Annotated in this window: 16 protein-coding genes; 2 read left to right on the top strand and 14 right to left on the bottom strand. The window is 55.5% G+C overall.

Annotated features, from left to right (window positions below):
- Window positions 1–40: 40 nt before the first annotated feature.
- From nuoN to lrhA, 14 genes are all read right to left on the bottom strand, one after another.
- Entirely contained in the window at window positions 41–1,498 is a 1,458-nt protein-coding gene (gene nuoN, locus BH712_RS17260; RefSeq protein ID WP_006811377.1) for an NADH-quinone oxidoreductase subunit NuoN, read from the bottom strand.
- 6 nt (window positions 1,499–1,504) lie between these two features.
- Window positions 1,505–3,034: an NADH-quinone oxidoreductase subunit M gene (gene nuoM, locus BH712_RS17255; RefSeq protein ID WP_003861498.1), complete on the bottom strand. Its 1,530-nt coding sequence runs from the start codon at window positions 3,032–3,034 to the stop codon at window positions 1,505–1,507.
- A gap of 168 nt (window positions 3,035–3,202) precedes the next feature.
- The gene (nuoL, locus tag BH712_RS17250; protein WP_006811378.1) at window positions 3,203–5,044 is read right to left on the bottom strand and encodes an NADH-quinone oxidoreductase subunit L; all 1,842 of its coding nucleotides are present in this window, start codon (window positions 5,042–5,044) and stop codon (window positions 3,203–3,205) included.
- Window positions 5,041–5,343, bottom strand: coding sequence for an NADH-quinone oxidoreductase subunit NuoK (gene nuoK / locus BH712_RS17245; protein ID WP_003861496.1), 303 nt, complete (start codon window positions 5,341–5,343; stop codon window positions 5,041–5,043). The genes nuoL and nuoK overlap by 4 nt, the downstream gene beginning before the upstream one ends.
- Complete coding sequence (gene nuoJ, locus BH712_RS17240) at window positions 5,340–5,894, bottom strand: NADH-quinone oxidoreductase subunit J (RefSeq protein ID WP_006811379.1); 555 nt, start codon at window positions 5,892–5,894, stop codon at window positions 5,340–5,342. The genes nuoK and nuoJ overlap by 4 nt, the downstream gene beginning before the upstream one ends.
- A 10-nt stretch (window positions 5,895–5,904) precedes the next feature.
- Window positions 5,905–6,447 carry an NADH-quinone oxidoreductase subunit NuoI gene (nuoI, locus tag BH712_RS17235; protein ID WP_003861491.1) on the bottom strand — a complete coding sequence of 181 codons (543 nt, stop codon included), beginning with the start codon at window positions 6,445–6,447 and terminating at the stop codon, window positions 5,905–5,907.
- A gap of 14 nt (window positions 6,448–6,461) precedes the next feature.
- On the bottom strand, window positions 6,462–7,439 hold the full coding sequence (gene nuoH, locus BH712_RS17230) for an NADH-quinone oxidoreductase subunit NuoH (RefSeq protein WP_003861490.1): 978 nt from the start codon (window positions 7,437–7,439) through the stop codon (window positions 6,462–6,464).
- Window positions 7,436–10,159 carry an NADH-quinone oxidoreductase subunit NuoG gene (gene nuoG, locus BH712_RS17225; protein ID WP_032673972.1) on the bottom strand — a complete coding sequence of 908 codons (2,724 nt, stop codon included), beginning with the start codon at window positions 10,157–10,159 and terminating at the stop codon, window positions 7,436–7,438. The genes nuoH and nuoG overlap by 4 nt, the downstream gene beginning before the upstream one ends.
- 54 nt (window positions 10,160–10,213) lie before the next feature.
- A complete protein-coding gene (gene nuoF / locus BH712_RS17220) occupies window positions 10,214–11,551 on the bottom strand; it encodes an NADH-quinone oxidoreductase subunit NuoF (protein WP_006811381.1) in 1,338 nt (445 codons plus the stop codon).
- The gene (gene nuoE, locus BH712_RS17215) at window positions 11,548–12,048 is read right to left on the bottom strand and encodes an NADH-quinone oxidoreductase subunit NuoE (RefSeq protein WP_006176513.1); all 501 of its coding nucleotides are present in this window, start codon (window positions 12,046–12,048) and stop codon (window positions 11,548–11,550) included. Before nuoE ends, nuoF begins: the two co-directional genes overlap by 4 nt.
- A 2-nt stretch (window positions 12,049–12,050) precedes the next feature.
- Window positions 12,051–13,853 (bottom strand): NADH-quinone oxidoreductase subunit C/D, encoded by a 1,803-nt coding sequence (gene nuoC / locus BH712_RS17210; RefSeq protein ID WP_003861484.1) that lies wholly within the window; start codon window positions 13,851–13,853, stop codon window positions 12,051–12,053.
- An 89-nt stretch (window positions 13,854–13,942) separates the two neighbouring features.
- Window positions 13,943–14,617: an NADH-quinone oxidoreductase subunit NuoB gene (nuoB, locus tag BH712_RS17205; protein WP_003861482.1), complete on the bottom strand. Its 675-nt coding sequence runs from the start codon at window positions 14,615–14,617 to the stop codon at window positions 13,943–13,945.
- A gap of 15 nt (window positions 14,618–14,632) precedes the next feature.
- Window positions 14,633–15,073: an NADH-quinone oxidoreductase subunit NuoA gene (gene nuoA / locus BH712_RS17200; protein ID WP_003861475.1), complete on the bottom strand. Its 441-nt coding sequence runs from the start codon at window positions 15,071–15,073 to the stop codon at window positions 14,633–14,635.
- A gap of 631 nt (window positions 15,074–15,704) precedes the next feature.
- Window positions 15,705–16,643, bottom strand: a complete 939-nt coding sequence (gene lrhA, locus BH712_RS17195; protein ID WP_032673973.1) for a transcriptional regulator LrhA — start codon at window positions 16,641–16,643, stop codon at window positions 15,705–15,707.
- 937 nt (window positions 16,644–17,580) lie between these two features.
- On the opposite strand from lrhA, the gene alaA reads away from it, so the two are divergent.
- Both alaA and yfbR read left to right on the top strand, forming a co-directional pair.
- Window positions 17,581–18,795: an alanine transaminase AlaA gene (gene alaA / locus BH712_RS17190; RefSeq protein ID WP_003861471.1), complete on the top strand. Its 1,215-nt coding sequence runs from the start codon at window positions 17,581–17,583 to the stop codon at window positions 18,793–18,795.
- Between the two features lie 117 nt (window positions 18,796–18,912).
- Window positions 18,913–19,512: a 5'-deoxynucleotidase gene (yfbR, locus tag BH712_RS17185; protein ID WP_006811384.1), complete on the top strand. Its 600-nt coding sequence runs from the start codon at window positions 18,913–18,915 to the stop codon at window positions 19,510–19,512.
- The last annotated feature ends 29 nt before the right edge of the window (window positions 19,513–19,541 follow it).

Raw genomic sequence — 19,541 nt, 5'->3', positions numbered from 1 at the left:
GCAATAAAAAACCCGCCGAGGCGGGTTTTTTGCTTTCACCTTACATCAGCGGCATCGCGCGCTGCACAATCTCAATCAGCGGCTGCGGATAGACACCGAAGATCAGCACCAGCAGCGCGGAGATCAGCACCACGATACCCCCGGCGCTGTACTGCCAGTTGGTTGGTGCATCACGGTTGAGCTGCTGCGGCGCGCTCAGGTACAGGCTCACCGCGACGCGCAGATAGTAGTAGAGACCAATCGCGGAGCCGATAACGACACCGGCAGTCAGCCACCACAGACCCGCCTGCACACCGACGGCCAGCACGTAGAACTTGCCGATAAAGCCCAGCGTCATCGGGATACCCGCCAGCGAGAGCATCATCACGGTCATTACCGCAGAGAGGATCGGACGGTGCCAGAACAGACCACGGTAGGAGAACAGGGAATCTGCATCCGGGCCACGGTACGGGCTGGACATCAGGCTCACCACGCCGAACGCGCCGAGGCTGCTGAACAGGTAACCGGCCAGATACACACCCACGGTTTCCATCGACATCTCACCGCTTTGCAGCGCAATCAGCGCCACCAGCAGGTAGCCCAGATGAGAGATAGAGGAGTAGCCCAGCAGACGCTTGATGTTGGTCTGGCTCAGCGCCATCAGGTTACCGAAGATGATGGAGACGAACGCGATGATGCCCAGCACCACGCGGACCGCTTCACTGTCACCCACCGGTGCGTACAGGAACAGACGCATGACCACCCCGAAGATAGCGATTTTGCTCGCCGTCGCCAGGAAGGTAGAGACCGGTGCAGGCGCACCCTGGTATACGTCTGGCGTCCACAGGTGGAACGGCACCAGAGAGAGTTTAAAGCCAAGGCCAACAATCATCATGCCCAGACCCGCCAGCAGCAGCGGCTCATGCATCATGCCATCGCCAAGGCTCTTGCCGAGCGCCATGAAGGAGAGGTTACCCGTCTGTGCGTACAGCAGCGCGATACCGAACAGCAGGAACGACGACGCGGCCGCAGACAGAATTGTGTACTTGATACTCGCTTCCAGAGAGCGCTTCTGACGGAAGGCATAACCAATCAGGCCGAACAGCGGCAGTGAGATCAGCTCAATACCGAGGAACAGCGCGGCCAGGTGGTTCGCGTTCGCCAGCAGAATGCCGCCCAGTGCGGCAATCAGTACCAGCAGGTAAAACTCTTCTTTGTTGTCGTTGTACCCTTCAAGCCACGGGTACGCAAAGGTACAGGTTGCCAGGCTCGCCAGCAGCACCAGACCGGTGTAAAGCATGGCGTAGCCGTCAACGCGCATCAGCGGCGTGACGTCCATCGCTCCCGCCTGGCCAACAAACCAGAGGGAGACTAACGCAGCGTTCAGACCCAGAACGGACAGGGTCGCATTCAGGAAGTGATTGCGTCGCCACGCAATGGAGAGCATCACAACCACCACCGTCAATCCGACGATCAGCAGCGGTAGCAGCGCGATCAGTTGTTGTGGAGTTATTGTCATGGCGAATTACGGCCTTGTAGTAGAAGCAGAATTAACAAACCACTGCTGGATGTTACCCATCGCGGAGTGCGAGGTATCCAGAATCGGCTGCGGATAGAAGCCCAACAGCACCAGCAGTACGACCAGCAGCAGGATGATGAACAGCTCACGCAGCGACATCCCCGGCAGTTCTTGTGCAGCAATTTCACTCTTCGCTTTACCGAAGTAAGCGCGGTGCAGCATCGCCAGTGAGTACACGGACGCGAACACCAGACCAAAGGTGGAAATGACGGTGATCGTCGGTACCACGTTGAAGCTGCCGAACAGGATCATAAACTCGCCGACGAAGTTACCGGTACCCGGCATACCCAGGGTCGCCACCGCGAAGAACATGGAGAGCGCTGGCAGCCATTTCATTTTGCCCCACAGGCCGCCCATCATACGCATGTCGCGGGTGTGCAGACGTTCATACAGCTGACCACACAGGATGAAGAGACCAGCCGCGGACAGGCCGTGCGCAATCATCTGGATCACCGCCCCCTGGTACGCCAGCTGGCTGCCGGTGTAGATGGCAATCAGCACGAAGCCCATGTGGGAAACGGAGGTGTAAGCAATCAGACGTTTGATGTCGTACTGCGTGAAGGCCATCCACGCACCGTAGAAGATACCGATCACACCCAGCCACATGGCAATCGGCGCGAACTCAGCGGAGGCGTTCGGGAACAGCGGCAGGGAGAAACGCAGCAGACCGTAGGCCGCCGTTTTCAGCAAGATACCCGCCAGGTCGACGGAACCCGCCGTAGGTGCCTGTGAGTGCGCGTCTGGCAGCCAGCCGTGCAGCGGTACGACCGGCATTTTCACCGCGAAGGCGATGAAGAAGCCCAGCATCAGCAGGTATTCCACGCCGTGGGACATCGGGGTCTTCAGCAGATCTTCATAGTTGAAGGTCCAGACGCCGGTGGCATTGTAATGCACAAACACCAGCGCCAGAATCGCAATCAACATCACCAGACCACTCGCCTGGGTGTAGATGAAGAACTTGGTGGCCGCCGTGATACGCGTTTTACCGTCGGAGGCCTTGTGGCCCCACAGCGCGATCAGGAAGTACATCGGCACCAGCATCATCTCCCAGAAGAAGAAGAACAGGAACATATCGATGGCAAGGAACACGCCGATTACGCCGCCCAGGATCCACATCAGGTTCAGGTGGAAGAAGCCCTGGTATTTTTCGATTTCTCGCCAGGAGCAGAGTACCGCCAGAACGCCGAGCAGACCGGTCAGCACCACCATCAGCAGCGACAGACCGTCAATCGCCAGGTGGATCGTAATGCCAAAACGCGGGATCCACGGCAGGATAAACTCAGACTGCCACTGCGGAAGGCCCGCAGACTGGGTCAGTGAGTAGCCACCCTGCAACCACAGTTGCAGGCCAAGCGCGAGCGTCAATCCCATGGTGATCAGCGCGATCCAGCGCGGCATCTTCACGCCGAAGCGTTCAGTCTGCCAGCACAGGAAGCCGCCGATGAAGGGAATTAATATTAGCCAGGGTAATAACATGGCGATTTTTATTCCTTGTTAAAGTCCCTAAGGGACCGATTTTCAACGAATTCGACTACATTCACGTTTGAGTGCGGGGCCTTTTTGCCCGGTGGCGCTTCGCTTACCGGGCCTACAGTCCGTAGGTCGGGTAAGCGCTAGCGCCACCCGACAACCACACAGCTCAAATCAACGCAACACCATCAGCAGCGCCAGTACGACAACCGCACCGATGCTCATGGACGCCACATACCAGCGCAGATAACCGTTCTCGCTGAACAGCAGACCTTTACCTGCAAAGCGAGAGAGGATCGCCGGGATGTTCATCAGGCTGTTCAGTGGGTCGCGCTTCAGCAGCCACGCGATGCCCAGGAACGGCTTGACGAAGATCATGTCGTACAGCCAGTCGAAGCCCCATGCGTTGTACCACCAGGTGCCCAGCAGACGGCCCGGCGCACTGTTGGCAACGGCGGTCACCAGCGTACGTTTGCCCAGCCACAGCCATGCGGCGATCAGGATGCCCGCGATAGCCACAACGCCAGAGGTGATTTCAAGCGTCAGAACGCGACCGTGCTCAAGCTCGGTTGTCGCCGGCAGCACGCCCTGCAACGGTGGCACAATCATCGCGCCAACGAAGGTGGAGAGGACCAGCAGCACAATCAGCGGCAGGTGGTGGGTAATCCCCTTCCCTGCGTGAGCGTGAATTTGTTCTTTACCGTGGAATACGATGAAAATCATACGGAAGGTATACAGGGAGGTCATGAACGCACCGACCAGACCCGCAACCATCAGATTGATATGACCATTCGCCATGGCACCCGCAAGGATTTCGTCCTTACTGAAGAAGCCCGCGGTGATCAGCGGCAGTGCCGCCAGCGCCGCGCCGCCCACCAGGAAGCAGACATAGACCAGCGGGATAGACTTACGCAGTCCGCCCATTTTGAAGATGTTCTGCTCGTGGTGGCAGGCCAGAATGACGGAACCGGACGAGAGGAACAGCAGCGCTTTAAAGAACGCGTGCGTCATCAGGTGGAAAATGGCTGCGTCCCACGCCTGAACGCCCAGCGCCAGGAACATGTAACCAATCTGGCTCATGGTGGAGTACGCGAGAACGCGTTTGATGTCGGTCTGCACCAGCGCGGCAAAGCCTGCCAGCACCAGCGTGACCGCACCAACGATACCCACCAGATGCAGAATTTCCGGAGTCATCAGGAACAGGCCATGAGTACGCGCAATCAGGTAAACACCGGCGGTAACCATGGTCGCGGCGTGGATCAGCGCGGAGACAGGGGTTGGACCCGCCATCGCGTCGGCCAGCCACGTCTGCAACGGCAGCTGTGCGGATTTACCCACAGCACCACCCAGCAGCATCAGCGTTGCCCACCACAGCATGTTGTTGCCTGCTTCGAAGTGCGCCGGTGCCAGTTCCACCATTTCGCGGAAGTTCAGCGTGCCCAGTTCGTTGTAGAGAATGAACAGCGCGAACGCGAGGAACACGTCACCCACACGGGTCACGACGAACGCTTTCATGGCCGCTGCGCTATTCTTCGGATCGGTGTAGTAGAAACCGATCAGCAGGTAAGAGCACAGACCCACGCCTTCCCAGCCCAGATACATCAGCAGCAGGTTATCGGCCAGCACCAGAACAACCATGCTGGCGATAAACAGGTTGGTGTAGGCGAAGAAGCGGGAGTATCCCTCTTCACCGCGCATGTACCAGGAGGCGAACATGTGGATCAGGAAGCCCACGCCGGTGACGACGGAGAGCATGGTCAGAGACAGACCATCCAGCACCAGGTTGAAACCGATGTTGAAGTTACCGACCGACATCCAGTTCCACAGCGGTACGCTGTAGGCCTGACGTCCATTGTTAAAGAAGTCGATACCCGCATACGCTGTCACCAGCGCAGCCAGGCCGACAGATCCCATGCCAACGGTGGCAGACAGATTCTCAGACCAGCGGCCGCGAGAAAACGCCAGCAGCACGAAGCCAATCAGCGGAAAAATAATGGTTAAGGCAAGCATGTTCATCCACGCAACTCACTTACTGAATCGATGTTCAGGTTCTGGCGGCGACGATGGAGCTGTAGCAACAGCGCCAGGCCAATACTCGCTTCAGCAGCCGCGAGGCTGATGGCGAGAATGTACATCACCTGACCATCGGTCTGGCCCCAGTAGCTACCGGCGACCACGAAGGCCAGCGCGGAAGCGTTAATCATGATTTCCAGACCGATCAGCATAAACAGCAGATTGCGGCGGATAACCAGACCGGTTAAGCCCAGAACGAATAAAATCGCAGCGAGGATCAGTCCATGTGTTAAGGGGATCATGCGCGTTCCTCCGTTTTTCTTTTCGCGCGGTCGTCAGTGCGGTTGCTCAGCACCTCGCCAGCACGCTCTTCGCGGCCAACGTGGAAGGCCACAACCAGACCCGCCAGCAGTAGCATTGAGGCCAGCTCAACCGCCAGAACGTACGGACCAAACAGGGTGATACCCACGGCTTTCGCGCTGATTGGCGTCCCGTCGATACCCTGGTCGTTGACGCCCAGAATGGCGTAAACAATCACCGCCAGCATGATGGCCGACAAAATGGCCGGACCAATCCACACCTGCGGTTTTAACCACTGACGTTCCTGCTCAATTTCAGAGCCGCCCAGGTTGAGCATCATCACCACGAACACAAACAGCACCATGATGGCCCCGGCGTAGACGATGATTTCCAGCGCACCGGCGAAGTGCGCGCCCAGCGCAAAGAACACCCCGGAAATAGCCAGCAGCGAGATGATTAAATACAGCAGCGCATGCACCGGATTGGTGTGCGTGATCACTCGCAGCGTAGCCAGGATGGCGATAAGGCCACAGATATAAAAAGCGAATTCCATTGCCCTCTCCTTACGGTAACAGGCTCTTGACGTCGATAGGCTTAGCTTCGTTCTCTGCTTCGCCTTTATCTTTGCCGTCGATTGCCATACCCGCCATCCGGTAGAAGTTATATTCCGGGTATTTGCCCGGACCGGAAATCAGCAGATCCTCTTTCTCGTACACCAGATCCTGACGCTTGTACTCACCCAGCTCGAAGTCTGGAGTCAGCTGAATCGCCGTGGTTGGGCACGCTTCTTCACACAGACCGCAGAAAATGCAGCGTGAGAAGTTAATGCGGAAAAACTCAGGATACCAGCGACCGTCTACCGTCTCGGCTTTTTGCAGAGAGATACAGCCCACCGGACACGCTACCGCACACAGGTTACAGGCAACGCAGCGCTCGGAACCGTCCGGGTCGCGCGTCAGCACGATACGTCCACGGTAGCGCGGCGGCAGATATACCGGCTCTTCCGGATACATCCGGGTTTCGCGTTTGGCAAACGCGTGCAGGCCGATCATCCAGATACTGCGTACCTGGGTGCCGAAACCTACCAATAATTCTTTTAAGGTCATGATCTCAAAGCCCCTTATGGCTGCTGCCAGAGAATGACAGCCGCCGTTACCAACAAGTTGACGAGCGTCAGCGGCAGGCACACTTTCCAGCCGAAGGACATTACCTGGTCATAACGCGGACGCGGTAACGCTGCGCGAATCAAAATGAACATCATCATGAAGAACGCGGTTTTCAGCGCGAACCAGATGAACGGCGGTAAGAACGGGCCATGCCAGCCACCAAAGAACAGCGTTACCATCAACGCGGAAATGGTGACGATACCGATGTACTCGCCCACGAAGAACAGACCGAACTTCATACCGGAATATTCAATGTGGTAACCGTCGGCCAGTTCCTGTTCGGCTTCTGGCTGGTCAAACGGATGACGGTGACACACCGCCACGCCCGCGATAGCAAAGGTAATAAACCCAAAGAACTGCGGGATAACGTTCCAGATGTCGGCCTGGTTGTTGACGATGTCGGTCATGTTAAATGAACCGGCCTGCGCCACCACGCCCATCAGGGAGAGACCCAGGAACACTTCGTAGCTCAGCGTCTGCGCGGAAGCACGCATCGCACCCAGCAGGGAGTATTTGTTGTTACTGGACCAGCCTGCGAACAGCACCGCGTAAACCGCGAGGCCTGCCATCATCAGGAAGAACAGAATGCCGATGTTCAGGTCAGCGACCACCCAGGTCGGGCTGACGGGAACGATAGCAAATGCCAGCAGCAGCGAGGTGAAGGCGATCATCGGGGCCAGCGTAAAGATCACGCGGTCCGAGAAGCGCGGAACCCAGTCCTCTTTAAAGAACATCTTGATCATGTCCGCCACCAGCTGGAGTGAACCACCCCAGCCCACGCGGTTCGGTCCGTAACGGTTCTGGAACAGACCGAGCAGACGACGTTCACCAAAGCTCATGAACGCGCCGCAGGTGACGACCACCAGCAGAATCACAACCGCTTTCAGAATGCTCAGCAGGATGTCGATAAGATCCGGCGTTAACCAACTCATGCTTTTGCCTCCTGAAGGTTATCAAGATGCGCACCCGCCAGAACCGGCGCGATGCCAGGCATACCCATCGGCAGACCCACCTGCCCTGCTGACAGACGTTCAGAAATAATCAGCGGCAGGCTGATGGTCTGGCCGTCATAGCTAAAGGCAATGTTCGCACCCGCGTTAACGCCAAGCTTCGCGGCGTCTGCCGGGTTGAGCTTAATGTACGGCTGCGGCATACGGGTCTGGAAGACCGGTGAACGCTGGGACAGCTCGTCGCTACCGAACAGATGGTAGTACGGCGCAATACGCCAGTGACCTTCCTGCGCCTGGAAGCTCGCCGGAACGGTGGTGAAGAAGTCCAGACCGCTGTCGGAGGCTTCAATCAGACGTACGCCCGGATCGCCGTGGCGCAGGGAGCCGCCCACTTCAGCCTGGAACTTGTTCCATGCCTGCGGGGAGTTCCAGCCCGGCGCCCATGCGAACGGGATTTGCGAACGCGGCGCAGACGGCTGGTTGTTCCCTTCCATGGAGAAGGCGAACATGGTGTCTTTATCCTGCGGCTGACGCGGTTCGTGCACGCTGATGTTGGCGCGCATCGCGGTACGGCCACTGTAGCGGTGCGGTTCACGCGCCAGTTTTTGACCGCGAATGCGGAAGCTGGCTTCAGGCGCCGCATCTTTGATGCCCGCCAGATGAGGCAGTTTTTCCACTACCGCGTCGATAACGTGGTCGAGCTGCGTCCAGTCCACTTCACGGCTCTGCACGGTGCTGTGCAGGGAGTGCAGCCAGCGCCAGCTTTCCAGCATCACGGTGTTGCTGTCGTAGTACGCCGGGTCGTAAACCTGGAAGAAGCGCTGTGCGCGGCCTTCGTTGTTGATCACCGTCCCGTCGCTTTCTGCAAAACTTGCCGCAGAGAGCACCAGGTGCGCTTTGTCCATGATGGCGGTGCGCTGATGGTCAATCACCATCACCAGCGGCGCTTTGGAGAGCGCAGCGTCAACGCGAGCGGCAGAAGCATGGCGATGCAGGTCGTTTTCCAGCACCACAACGGCGTCAGCGGCACCGGATTCCAGTTCGCTTAACGCTTCTTCCAGCGAGCCACCACCAATCATCCCCAGACCGATGCTGTTCACCGCACGGGCAATCATGGTCACACCGACGTCGGCACCGCGGCCTTTCAGGGCTTTCGCAACGTTCGCTGCGGCCTGAATGATCTCAGCGCTTCCGGCGTTGGTACCGGAAATAATCAGTGGTTTTTTCGCACCCGCCAGGGCCTGAACAATCACGTCGACCTTGTTTTGCAGGTCGCGATCCAGCTCAACGGCCGGAGAGTTGTTGTCCAGCGCGTGGGCAATCGCAAAGCCGAGGCGCGCCTGATCTTCAACCGGCGCGCAGTAGGTCCACGCGGCGATGTCGTCCAGACGGGTATTGTCGACGTTTGTCACAAACAGAGGATGCTTCGCGCGCTGACCGATGTTGAGGATTGCCGCAATCTGCCAGTCAGCCACTTTCTGCGCCGCTGCCATTTCACGTGCTTTACCTTTCACCGCCTGACGTACCGCCAGAGCTGCACGTGCGCCGGTCTGCGTGAGGTCTTCACCCAGCACCAGAACCGCATCATAGGATTCGATTTCGCGCAGCGCAGGCGTATGGATACCGCCTTCACGCAGCACTTTCAGTACCAGCTGGAGACGTTCCTGCTCGCCCTGGGCGATACCGGTGTAGAAGTTTTCCGCCCCAACCAGCTCGCGCAGCGCGAAGTTGCTTTCGATGCTGGCGCGCGGGGAGCCGATGCCGATCACTTTCTTCGACTGACGCAGAATATCTGCCGCGCCCTGCATCGCCTGTTCAGCGTTCAGGGTAATGAAATCGTCGCCACGGCGCTGAACCGGCTGACGCGGACGGTCTTTCAGATTTACATAGCCATAGCCGAAACGACCGCGGTCGCAGAGGAAGTAGTGGTTAACGGTACCGTTGTAACGGTTTTCGATACGACGCAGTTCGCCGTAACGTTCACCCGGGCTGGTGTTACAGCCGAGGGAGCACTGCTGGCAGATGCTTGGTGCAAACTGCATGTCCCATTTACGGTTGTAGCGCTCGGAGTGGGTTTTATCCGTGAATACGCCGGTCGGGCAGATTTCTACCAGGTTACCGGAGAATTCGCTTTCAAGCGTACCGTCTTCCGGACGACCGAAGTAGACGTTGTCATGTGCGCCGTACACGCCCAGATCCTGACCGTCTGCGTAGTCTTTGTAGTAACGCACGCAGCGGTAGCAGGCGATGCAGCGGTTCATTTCGTGAGAGATGAACGGCCCCAGATCCTGGTTACGGTGGGTACGCTTGGTAAAGCGATAGCGACGGAAGCTGTGACCGGTCATAACGGTCATGTCCTGAAGGTGGCAGTTTCCGCCCTCTTCACACACCGGACAGTCGTGCGGGTGGTTGGTCATCAACCACTCCACCACGCTTTCGCGGAACTGTTTGGCTTCTTCGTCATCAATCGAAATAAAGGTGCCTTCGGCGGCTGGCGTCATACAGGACATCACCAGGCGACCACGCGTGTCTTCCGCGTTTTGATATTGCTTCACCGCACACTGGCGGCAAGCACCGACGCTGCCCAGCGCCGGATGCCAGCAAAAGTACGGAATATCGAGGCCAAGAGACAGACAAGCTTCCAGCAGGTTGTCCGCCCCGTTGACTTCGTATTCTTTGCCGTCTACATGAATCGTAGCCATTAGCATGCTTCCAGTTGTCTCGGTCGAAACCGAGCGTTAATCAAAATTCTGTTTTTACCAGCGCGCTTTCAGCAGGTTCGGCTGAATACCATTGATTGAATGAGTATTGCTGAACGGCTGCTTGATGCCTGCTTCGAATTCGTCGCGGAAATATTTAATCGCGCTTTGCAGTGGCTCGACGGCACCCGGTGCGTGGGCACAGAAGGTTTTGCCTGGCCCTAAGAATCGACACAGTTGCTCAAGTGTCTCGATATCGCCAGGCTGGCCTTCGCCACGCTCGATAGCACGCAGGATCTTCACGCTCCACGGCAGACCATCACGGCACGGTGTACACCAGCCGCAGGACTCACGGGCGAAGAACTCTTCCAGGTTACGTACCAGGGATACCATGCCGATCTCGTGGTCGACGGCCATCGCCAGCGCCGTACCCAGACGGCTGCCTGCTTTACCAATGCTTTCGAACTCCATTGGCAGGTCAAGGTGGGCTTCGGTCAGGAAGTCTGTCCCTGCCCCACCCGGCTGCCAGGCTTTGAATTTCAGGCCATCGCGCATGCCGCCCGCGTAGTCTTCAAGAATTTCACGTGCGGTGGTGCCGAACGGCAGCTCCCAGACGCCAGGGTTCTTCACGCGACCGGAGAAGCCCATCAGCTTGGTACCGGCATCTTTACTTGAGGAGATGCCCTGATACCACTCCACGCCGTTCGCGAGGATCGCCGGGACGTTACACAGGGTTTCGACGTTGTTCACACAGGTCGGTTTACCCCATACGCCGGAGCTTGCCGGGAACGGTGGCTTGGAACGCGGGTTCGCGCGGCGGCCTTCCAGAGAGTTAATCAGCGCGGTTTCTTCACCGCAGATATAACGCCCGGCCCCGGTGTGCACGAACAGTTCGAAGTCAAACCCGGTGCCCAGGATGTTTTTGCCCAGCAGACCCGCTTCTGTCGCTTCGGCAATCGCGCGACGCAGGTTTTCTGCCGCTTCGATGTATTCACCGCGCAGGAAGATGTAGCCACGGTACGCTTTCAGCGCAAACGCGGAGATCAGCATGCCTTCCACCAGCAGGTGTGGCAGCTGCTCCATCAGCAGGCGGTCTTTATAGGTGCCCGGCTCCATTTCATCGGCGTTACACAGCAGATAACGGATGTTCATGGATTCGTCTTTCGGCATCAGGCTCCACTTCAGACCGGTGGAGAAGCCCGCGCCGCCGCGGCCTTTCAGGCCGGAGTCTTTTACCGCATTCACGATGTCATCCGGCGCCATGCCGCCGAGGGCTTTACGCGCCCCGGCATAGCCGTTTTTGCTCTGGTATTCGTCGAGCCAGACGGGCTGTTTGTCATCGCGCAGACGCCAGGTCAGCGGATGCGTCTCAGCAGTACGAATTACAGTTTTCATTTGTACTGCTCCAGCAGGTCAGGAATCGCTTCCGGCGTCAGATGGCTGTGAGTGTCCTCATCAATCATCATGGTCGGCCCCTTGTCGCAGTTACCCAGGCAGCAGGTTGGCAGCAGAGTAAAGCGTCCGTCGAACGTGGTCTGGCCCGGCTTGATATTGAGTTTCTTCTCAATCGCAGCCTGAATGCCCTGATAACCGGTAATGTGGCAGACCACGCTGTCACAGTAGCGGATCACATGGCGGCCAACCGGCTGACGGAAGATCTGGCTGTAGAACGTGGCTACGCCTTCTACGTCACTTGCCGGAATGCCCAGCACTTTTGCGATCTCATAGATCGCCCCATCCGGCACCCAACCACGCTGTTTCTGTACGATTTTCAGCGCTTCAATGGACGCCGCACGCGGGTCTTCGTAGTGGTGCATCTCGTGCTCAATGGCGGCACGCTCTGCTTCACTCAGCTCAAAAGCCTCGGTTTGTGGTTGTTGATTCTCGTGCATAATTAGCGGTCCACATCTGACATAACAAAATCGATACTACCCAGATACACAATCAGGTCGGAGACCAGACTGCCGCGAATGGCGGCCGGGATCTGCTGCAAGTGCGCGAAGCTTGGCGTACGCACGCGGGTGCGGTAGCTCATGGTGCTGCCGTCGCTGGTGAGGTAGTAGCTGTTGATACCCTTGGTCGCTTCAATCATCTGGAAGGATTCTTGTGCCGGCATGACCGGACCCCAGGAAACTTGCAGGAAGTGGGTGATCAGGGTTTCGATATGTTGCAGCGTGCGCTCTTTCGGTGGCGGCGTCGTCAGCGGGTGATCCGCCTTGAACGGGCCTTCCGGCATGTTGTTGAGGCACTGCTCAAGGATGCGCAGGCTCTGGCGCAGCTCTTCCACTTTCAGCATCACGCGGGTATAGCAGTCGGATACGCCGCCGCCAACCGGGACTTCAAAGTCGAAGTTCTCGTAACCAGAGTAAGGACGGGCTTTACGCACGTCGAAATCAATACCCGTCGCACGCAGACCTGCACCTGTGGTTCCCCACTCCAGCGCTTCTTTCGCGCCGTAGGCAGCAACGCCCTGAGAACGGCCTTTCAGGATGGAGTTACGCAGCGCGGCTTTCTCGTAAGACGCCAGACGTTTCGGCATCCAGTCCAGGAATTCACGCAGCAGACGGTCCCAGCCGCGCGGCAGGTCGTGTGCCACGCCGCCGATGCGGAACCAGGCCGGGTGCATACGGAAACCGGTAATCGCTTCCACCAGATCGTAGATTTTCTGACGGTCGGTAAAGGCGAAGAAGACCGGCGTCATCGCGCCAACGTCCTGAATGAACGTGGAGATGTACAGCAGGTGGCTGTTAATACGGAACAGCTCTGACAGCATCACGCGAATCACGTTGACGCGATCCGGGACGGTGATACCTGCCAGTTTCTCAACGGCCAGCACGTATGGCATTTCGTTTACGCAGCCGCCGAGGTATTCGATACGGTCAGTATACGGAATGTAGCTGTGCCAGGACTGACGCTCGCCCATCTTCTCTGCACCACGGTGGTGGTAGCCGATGTCAGGTACGCAGTCGACAATCTCTTCGCCGTCAAGCTGAAGAATAATACGGAATGCACCGTGCGCAGACGGGTGGTTTGGACCGAGGTTGAGGAACATGAAGTCCTCGTTTTCGGTACCGCGCTTCATGCCCCAGTCTTCCGGCTTGAAGGTCAGCGCTTCCATCTCCAGATCCTGCTTGGCTTTGGTCAGCTCAAACGGATCGAATTCGGTGGCACGTGCCGGGTAGTCTTTACGCAGCGGGTGGCCGGTCCAGGTCTGCGGCATCATGATGCGCGTCAGATGCGGGTGGCCGTCGAAGGTCATGCCGAACATTTCCCAGGTTTCACGCTCGTACCAGTTGGCGTTCGGGAAAAGTTTGGTGATCGTCGGCAGATGCATGTCGTTTTCAGACAATGCCACCTTGAGCATGATATCCGTGTTGCGGTCTATTGAGATCAGGTGGTAGAAAACGGAAAAATCCGCAGCAGGGAGACCCTGGCGGTGCGTTCTCAGACGTTCGTCCATGCCGTGTAAGTCAAACAGCATGACGTAAGGTTTTGGCAATTTCTTGAGGAAATCGACAACTTCCAGTAATTGCTCACGCTTCACCCAAACAACGGGTACCCCGGTGCGGGTGGCCTGAACAGTAAAGGCATCCGGCCCAAAACGGTTGCGCAGTTCGCCAATGACGGGGTCATCGAGATGATCCCGGGTCTGCCAGGCGGCTTCTTGCGCGGTTAAGTCGGTCATATTGTTCACCATTGCAAATGGTCCGTGGTGACTGTTAAGCCTGGCTTCGCGCTATTTGAGTAGTGATATGCGAAGGTGTTCTCCAGGCCCACAGGCGCAAATTAAATTTCGTCAGGCGTACGCAGGTTGGTGACAGCAATACGTTCACCACGTTTACGCTCGCGCTCAGACTGCATGTTCGCGCGATAGACACCCTGATCGCCAACAACCCAGGAGAGTGGGCGGCGTTCTTTACCAATTGACTCCTGAAGCAGCATCAGCGCCTGCATATAGGCCTCTGGACGCGGCGGGCAGCCCGGGATGTACACATCCACCGGAATGAACTTATCAACGCCCTGCACAACGGAATAAATGTCGTACATACCGCCGGAGTTTGCACATGCGCCCATGGAGATAACCCATTTTGGCTCCAGCATCTGGTCATAAAGACGCTGAATAACCGGTGCCATTTTGGTAAAGCAGGTCCCGGCCACCACCATCAGGTCAGCCTGACGTGGAGAAGCACGCAGTACCTCGGCCCCAAAACGCGCAACGTCATGCACCGCAGTGAATGACGTCACCATTTCAACGTAGCAGCAAGAAAGGCCAAAGTTGTATGGCCAGATGGAGTTCTTACGACCCCAGTTGACCATATCGTGCATGGCATGTTCGAGCTTGCCCATGTACACGCTTTTGTTGACTTCTTGCTCCAGGGGGTCGGTTACGATCTCCTGTTTTTGCAGGGGGTAACGGTCATTCTCACCGTTAGGATCTATGCGGGTGAGCGTATAATCCATCTTATTGCCTCGCTGTTACTGCTGACGATTAGAGATACTGTTTTCCGGGTTGATGTGTTCACGGCGTGAACGCACAGGTGTCCAGTCCAGCGCGCCAATACGCACCAGATAAACCAGACCGGCCAGTAACACTAAAATGAAAATTGCGGCCTCGACAAAGCCCACCCAACCACTTTCGCGAATGGAGGTAGACCACGCGAAGAGGTAAAGCGCTTCCACGTCGAAAATGACGAAGAACATGGCCACCAGGTAGAACTTGGCAGACAGGCGTAAGCGAGCGGTACCTACTGAATCAATACCTGATTCGAAAGGTGTGTTTTTGTGCCTTGCGCGGGCGCGACCGCCCAGGAACCAGCCGCCGACTAACATCAGGCAGCACAGGCCAATGGCTACAATAAGAAAGATTGCGAATGCCCAGTGATGAGCGATGACTTCTGTGGATGTTGACATACTCATTGCTTACTCATCAAAAGTGATACCAACGACACTGCTCTTGCTGGCAGATGGGCATCACATCGATTCATGGGGAGGAACAAAATAACCTTACACTAACTGTCAGAAATGAGACATAGACAGCAAAATGATGGGGTTTTTTACTCCTTTCTATAACCTTTTGTCAACTTTAACAAAGGTTTCTTCACATTAAATTACAACGTGCGATTCTCATTAACATTTGGTGCCCTTTAACCCTGGTGGGTACATGACTTTCCGTCAAATGCATCTTGTTGAATCGTGTCCGTTTTGGAAGTAAAAAAAATAACCCTCCTATTTTGACAGGATTTGCCAACGATTCCTCCCCCCAAATAGGAGTATTTTCTTGATCTGAGACACGCTTTTGTTAATTCAATCAAAAAAACAGCAACATATTTCCTCTTTTTTTAACATCGGCGGGGGATGAGGGAAGTTAGAACAGCTATTGTTCACATCTTAACCATAAACATTTTCCACGTTGATAAATAAGCAGTATTTTCTTTATCCCTTCTCAACTCGCGGTTATGAATAGCAAAAAAAACCACTCGCAGGAAAAAATCATGCGAGTGGCTCTTTTTTGCACTTACATTTTGTTACGAGAATTTTGAGAGAGTGATCACTCAAAATCCCCTTCCACGATCAGGGAGTCATCCCCTCCTTCGGGAGTAACAGCCGCGTACTGCCATGGATTGTGGTAGTTTTCCATTGCCTCGAATACCACTTTCGCCAGCTCGTTATTGCTGGCGGCGTTATGGCACAGCAGGTACTCCGTATCCGGCAACGACGGGAGTCCCTCAGAGTGACCCAGCACACGCAGGTCGGGACTCATCATCTCCACCGGACGGGCCGTTACGCCAAGCCCGGCCTTCACTGCCGCTCGTACCGCGGGCAACGTTGACGCCACATACGCCAGACGCCATGGGATACTGGCTTCGTTGAGCGCAGCTAGCACCATATCGCGGAACGGACTGGGATCGTCCAGCAGGACCAGGGGTATTGGCTCACCTTTTTGCAATACATACTCCGCGGCACAGTACCAGTGCGTAGGAGAGGTACGCAGCGTCAGGCAGTCAAACTGGCCGGGTCGATGCGTGGTGACCACCAGGTCAACCTCGTTTTCTTTCAGCATCTCAACCATGAAGGCATTGCGTTTAACGCTAACGTCCAGGGCAAGCTTCGGATAAACCGAGCTAATTCGGTTGAGAAGGAAGGGTAAAATGGTATCTGCTGATTCATCTGACGCCCCTAATGTTAACACCCCCTGAAGGTTGCTAAACATTAATGACATACAGGCTTCATCATTAAAGCGCAGTATCTTTCTGGCATAACCCAGAAGCTGAATACCATGTTCTGTTAAAAGCTTATTACGCCCATGACGCGCAAAAAGCTCTTTACCAACCAGTTGTTCCAGCCGCTGCATTTGCTGACTCACGGCGGACTGGGTACGGCAAACGGCGGCAGCAGCTGCTGCAAAAGTGTTGAGATCGGCGACCGCAACAAACGTTCTCAGCAGATCGAGGTCGAGATTCATTATCGGACGATTTGCATTTATCATATCTTTTCACTTTCAGGTTGCTCGTGCGGAGCTGCCCGGGTTGAAGCTGTGTGTAACAGTTAAGCAATTCCTTCTGAAGAGTTTCCCTCGCATCCCGGCCCGGCAGACTGCCTGACAGATAGTTATTGTACTGCGGTATATCAACAGTCAGAAATCACGTTTCATGACGTTATTTTTATTCTCTTGCATTCAGGATATTTCGTTGTTTGCAGGTCGATGTAAATACCATTAAGAGTAAGACATGTTTTCTGCCATCTATATCGCAGCGTTGCTAACGTAGCAAGATGTGACTTACCCAATCAGCCAGAGATAACTTTAACAATAACAATCGATTAATACAGGAAAGCAGACCGCGTTATACGTAACAGGCCTATCGCTATGCTGCATTCCCGAAACACATCTTAACCCAAATCCACTATATTTATAAGTCTTATTGCAATATTAAGGATTTACCGCCAATGATAAGCAACTACACTCATTTTATTAAAATTAACGAAAGTTGCATTTTCGTCGTTAATAATAAATAAAGTTTAATTTAGATTCAGGCCATTCATTAATACCCCTTAACATTAATTTCACATGAGTAACTTTTAACCTGGCTTCGCTAATATGGCAATCGGTATCTCAGCATTCAGGTTTTACGAATGATTACTCAGGGGTACGAACCCTTCAGTCAGGATCGTCTTTTTATTTACCCCAGAATAATATTCATCATTATATGAAATTTTCAGCATAAACAACCCAGCAATTCCCTTTATTACGGTAAGTTCAGGCACAAAATCACTCCCTCGTTAGATTAAGCGATCACAGCGGTGCTGCCCGGTTGTACAAAATCTTCTTCTGTGCACCCTTCAAAACGAAGCGCGGTGGGAGTACATTGTTCCGTGCTCACTTCCACGGCAGGAAGTTGCAATAATAGCGAAAAGGTTAAAGGTTCATGTCCCCTATCGAAAAATCCAGCAAGCTCGACAACGTCTGTTACGACATCCGTGGCCCGGTACTCAAAGAGGCAAAACGCCTTGAAGAGGAAGGCAATAAGGTTCTGAAACTCAACATCGGCAACCCCGCGCCATTTGGTTTTGAAGCGCCGGATGAGATCCTGGTGGATGTGATCCGTAACCTGCCCACTGCACAAGGCTACTGCGATTCAAAAGGGCTTTACTCTGCCCGTAAAGCCATTATGCAGCACTATCAGGCTCGCGGCATGCGCGACGTCACCGTTGAAGATATCTACATTGGCAACGGTGTCTCGGAACTGATCGTTCAGGCGATGCAGGCGCTGCTCAACAGCGGTGATGAAATGCTGGTTCCTGCCCCGGACTATCCGTTGTGGACGGCCGCGGTGTCCTTATCCAGTGGTAAAGCGGTGCACTACCTGTGCGACGAATCGTCTGACTGGTTCCCGGATCTGGATGATATTCGCGCCAAAATCACCCCACGCACCCGGGGTATCGTGATTATTAACCCGAATAACCCGACGGGCGCGGTCTACTCAAAAGAGCTGCTGATGGAGATCGTCGAGATCGCCCGCCAGCACAACCTGATCATCTTTGCCGATGAGATTTACGACAAGATCCTGTACGACGCGGCGCAGCACCACTCTATCGCCGCGCTGGCGCCCGACCTGCTGACGGTCACCTTTAACGGACTGTCTAAAACTTACCGCGTGGCTGGTTTCCGTCAGGGCTGGATGGTACTGAACGGGCCGAAAAAACATGCGAAAGGCTACATTGAAGGGCTGGAGATGCTGGCATCCATGCGTCTGTGCGCCAACGTACCGGCGCAACATGCGATCCAGACAGCGCTCGGAGGCTATCAAAGCATCAGCGAGTTTATCGTCCCAGGTGGCCGACTGTATGAGCAGCGCAACCGCGCATGGGAATTAATTAACGATATTCCGGGCGTCTCCTGCGTGAAGCCTAACGGCGCGCTGTATATGTTCCCGAAAATCGACGCAAAGCGCTTCAATATTCACGACGACCAGAAAATGGTGCTCGACTTCCTGTTGCAGGAAAAAGTGCTGCTGGTTCAGGGGACGGCGTTTAACTGGCCGTGGCCGGATCACGTGCGTATCGTCACCCTGCCGCGCGAAGACGATCTCGAAATGGCCATCAGCCGCTTCGGGCGCTTCCTCTCCGGGTATCATCAGTAACCTTGCCTTTCTGCCGGGTGGCGCTGCGCTTACCCGGCCTATAAAATCCACAAATTTGCATCTTCCCTCCCCTCCCCGCACAATGCAGTCTGTCGCAGTGAAGACATAAGGTAACCTATGAGTCAGAGTCATTTCTTTGCCCACCTCTCCCGCCTGAAACTCATCAACCGCTGGCCGCTGATGCGCAACGTGCGCACCGAAAATGTGTCTGAGCACAGTTTGCAGGTTGCCATGGTCGCTCATGCGCTGGCCGCGATTAAAAACCGCAGATTCAACGGGCAGGTGAATGCCGAACGTATCGCCCTGCTGGCGATGTACCACGACGCATCGGAAGTGCTGACCGGGGATCTGCCGACGCCGGTGAAATATTTCAACTCGCAGATTGCCCAGGAATATAAGGCCATTGAGAAGATTGCCCAACAGAAGCTGATCGACATGGTGCCTGAAGAGTTGCGTGATATCTTTGAGCCGCTGATTGACGAGCATCAGTATACGGAAGAGGAAAAATCCCTGGTTAAGCAGGCCGATGCGCTGTGCGCCTACCTGAAGTGCCTGGAAGAGTTATCCGCCGGGAATAACGAGTTCCTGCTGGCGAAATCGCGTCTGGAGAAAACGCTGGACGCCCGCCGTAGCGAGGAGATGGATTACTTCATGCAGGTATTTGTGCCGAGCTTCCATCTGTCGCTGGATGAGATCAGCCAGGATTCGCCGCTTTAACAGTTCGCCCAGCGGCGCTGCGCTTGCAG

The sequence above is a fragment of the Enterobacter hormaechei ATCC 49162 genome (assembly GCF_001875655.1).
GTDB lineage: Bacteria > Pseudomonadota > Gammaproteobacteria > Enterobacterales > Enterobacteriaceae > Enterobacter > Enterobacter hormaechei.
Note: the sequence above shows the minus strand (reverse complement) of the source record. Positions and strands in the feature narration are given on the sequence as shown.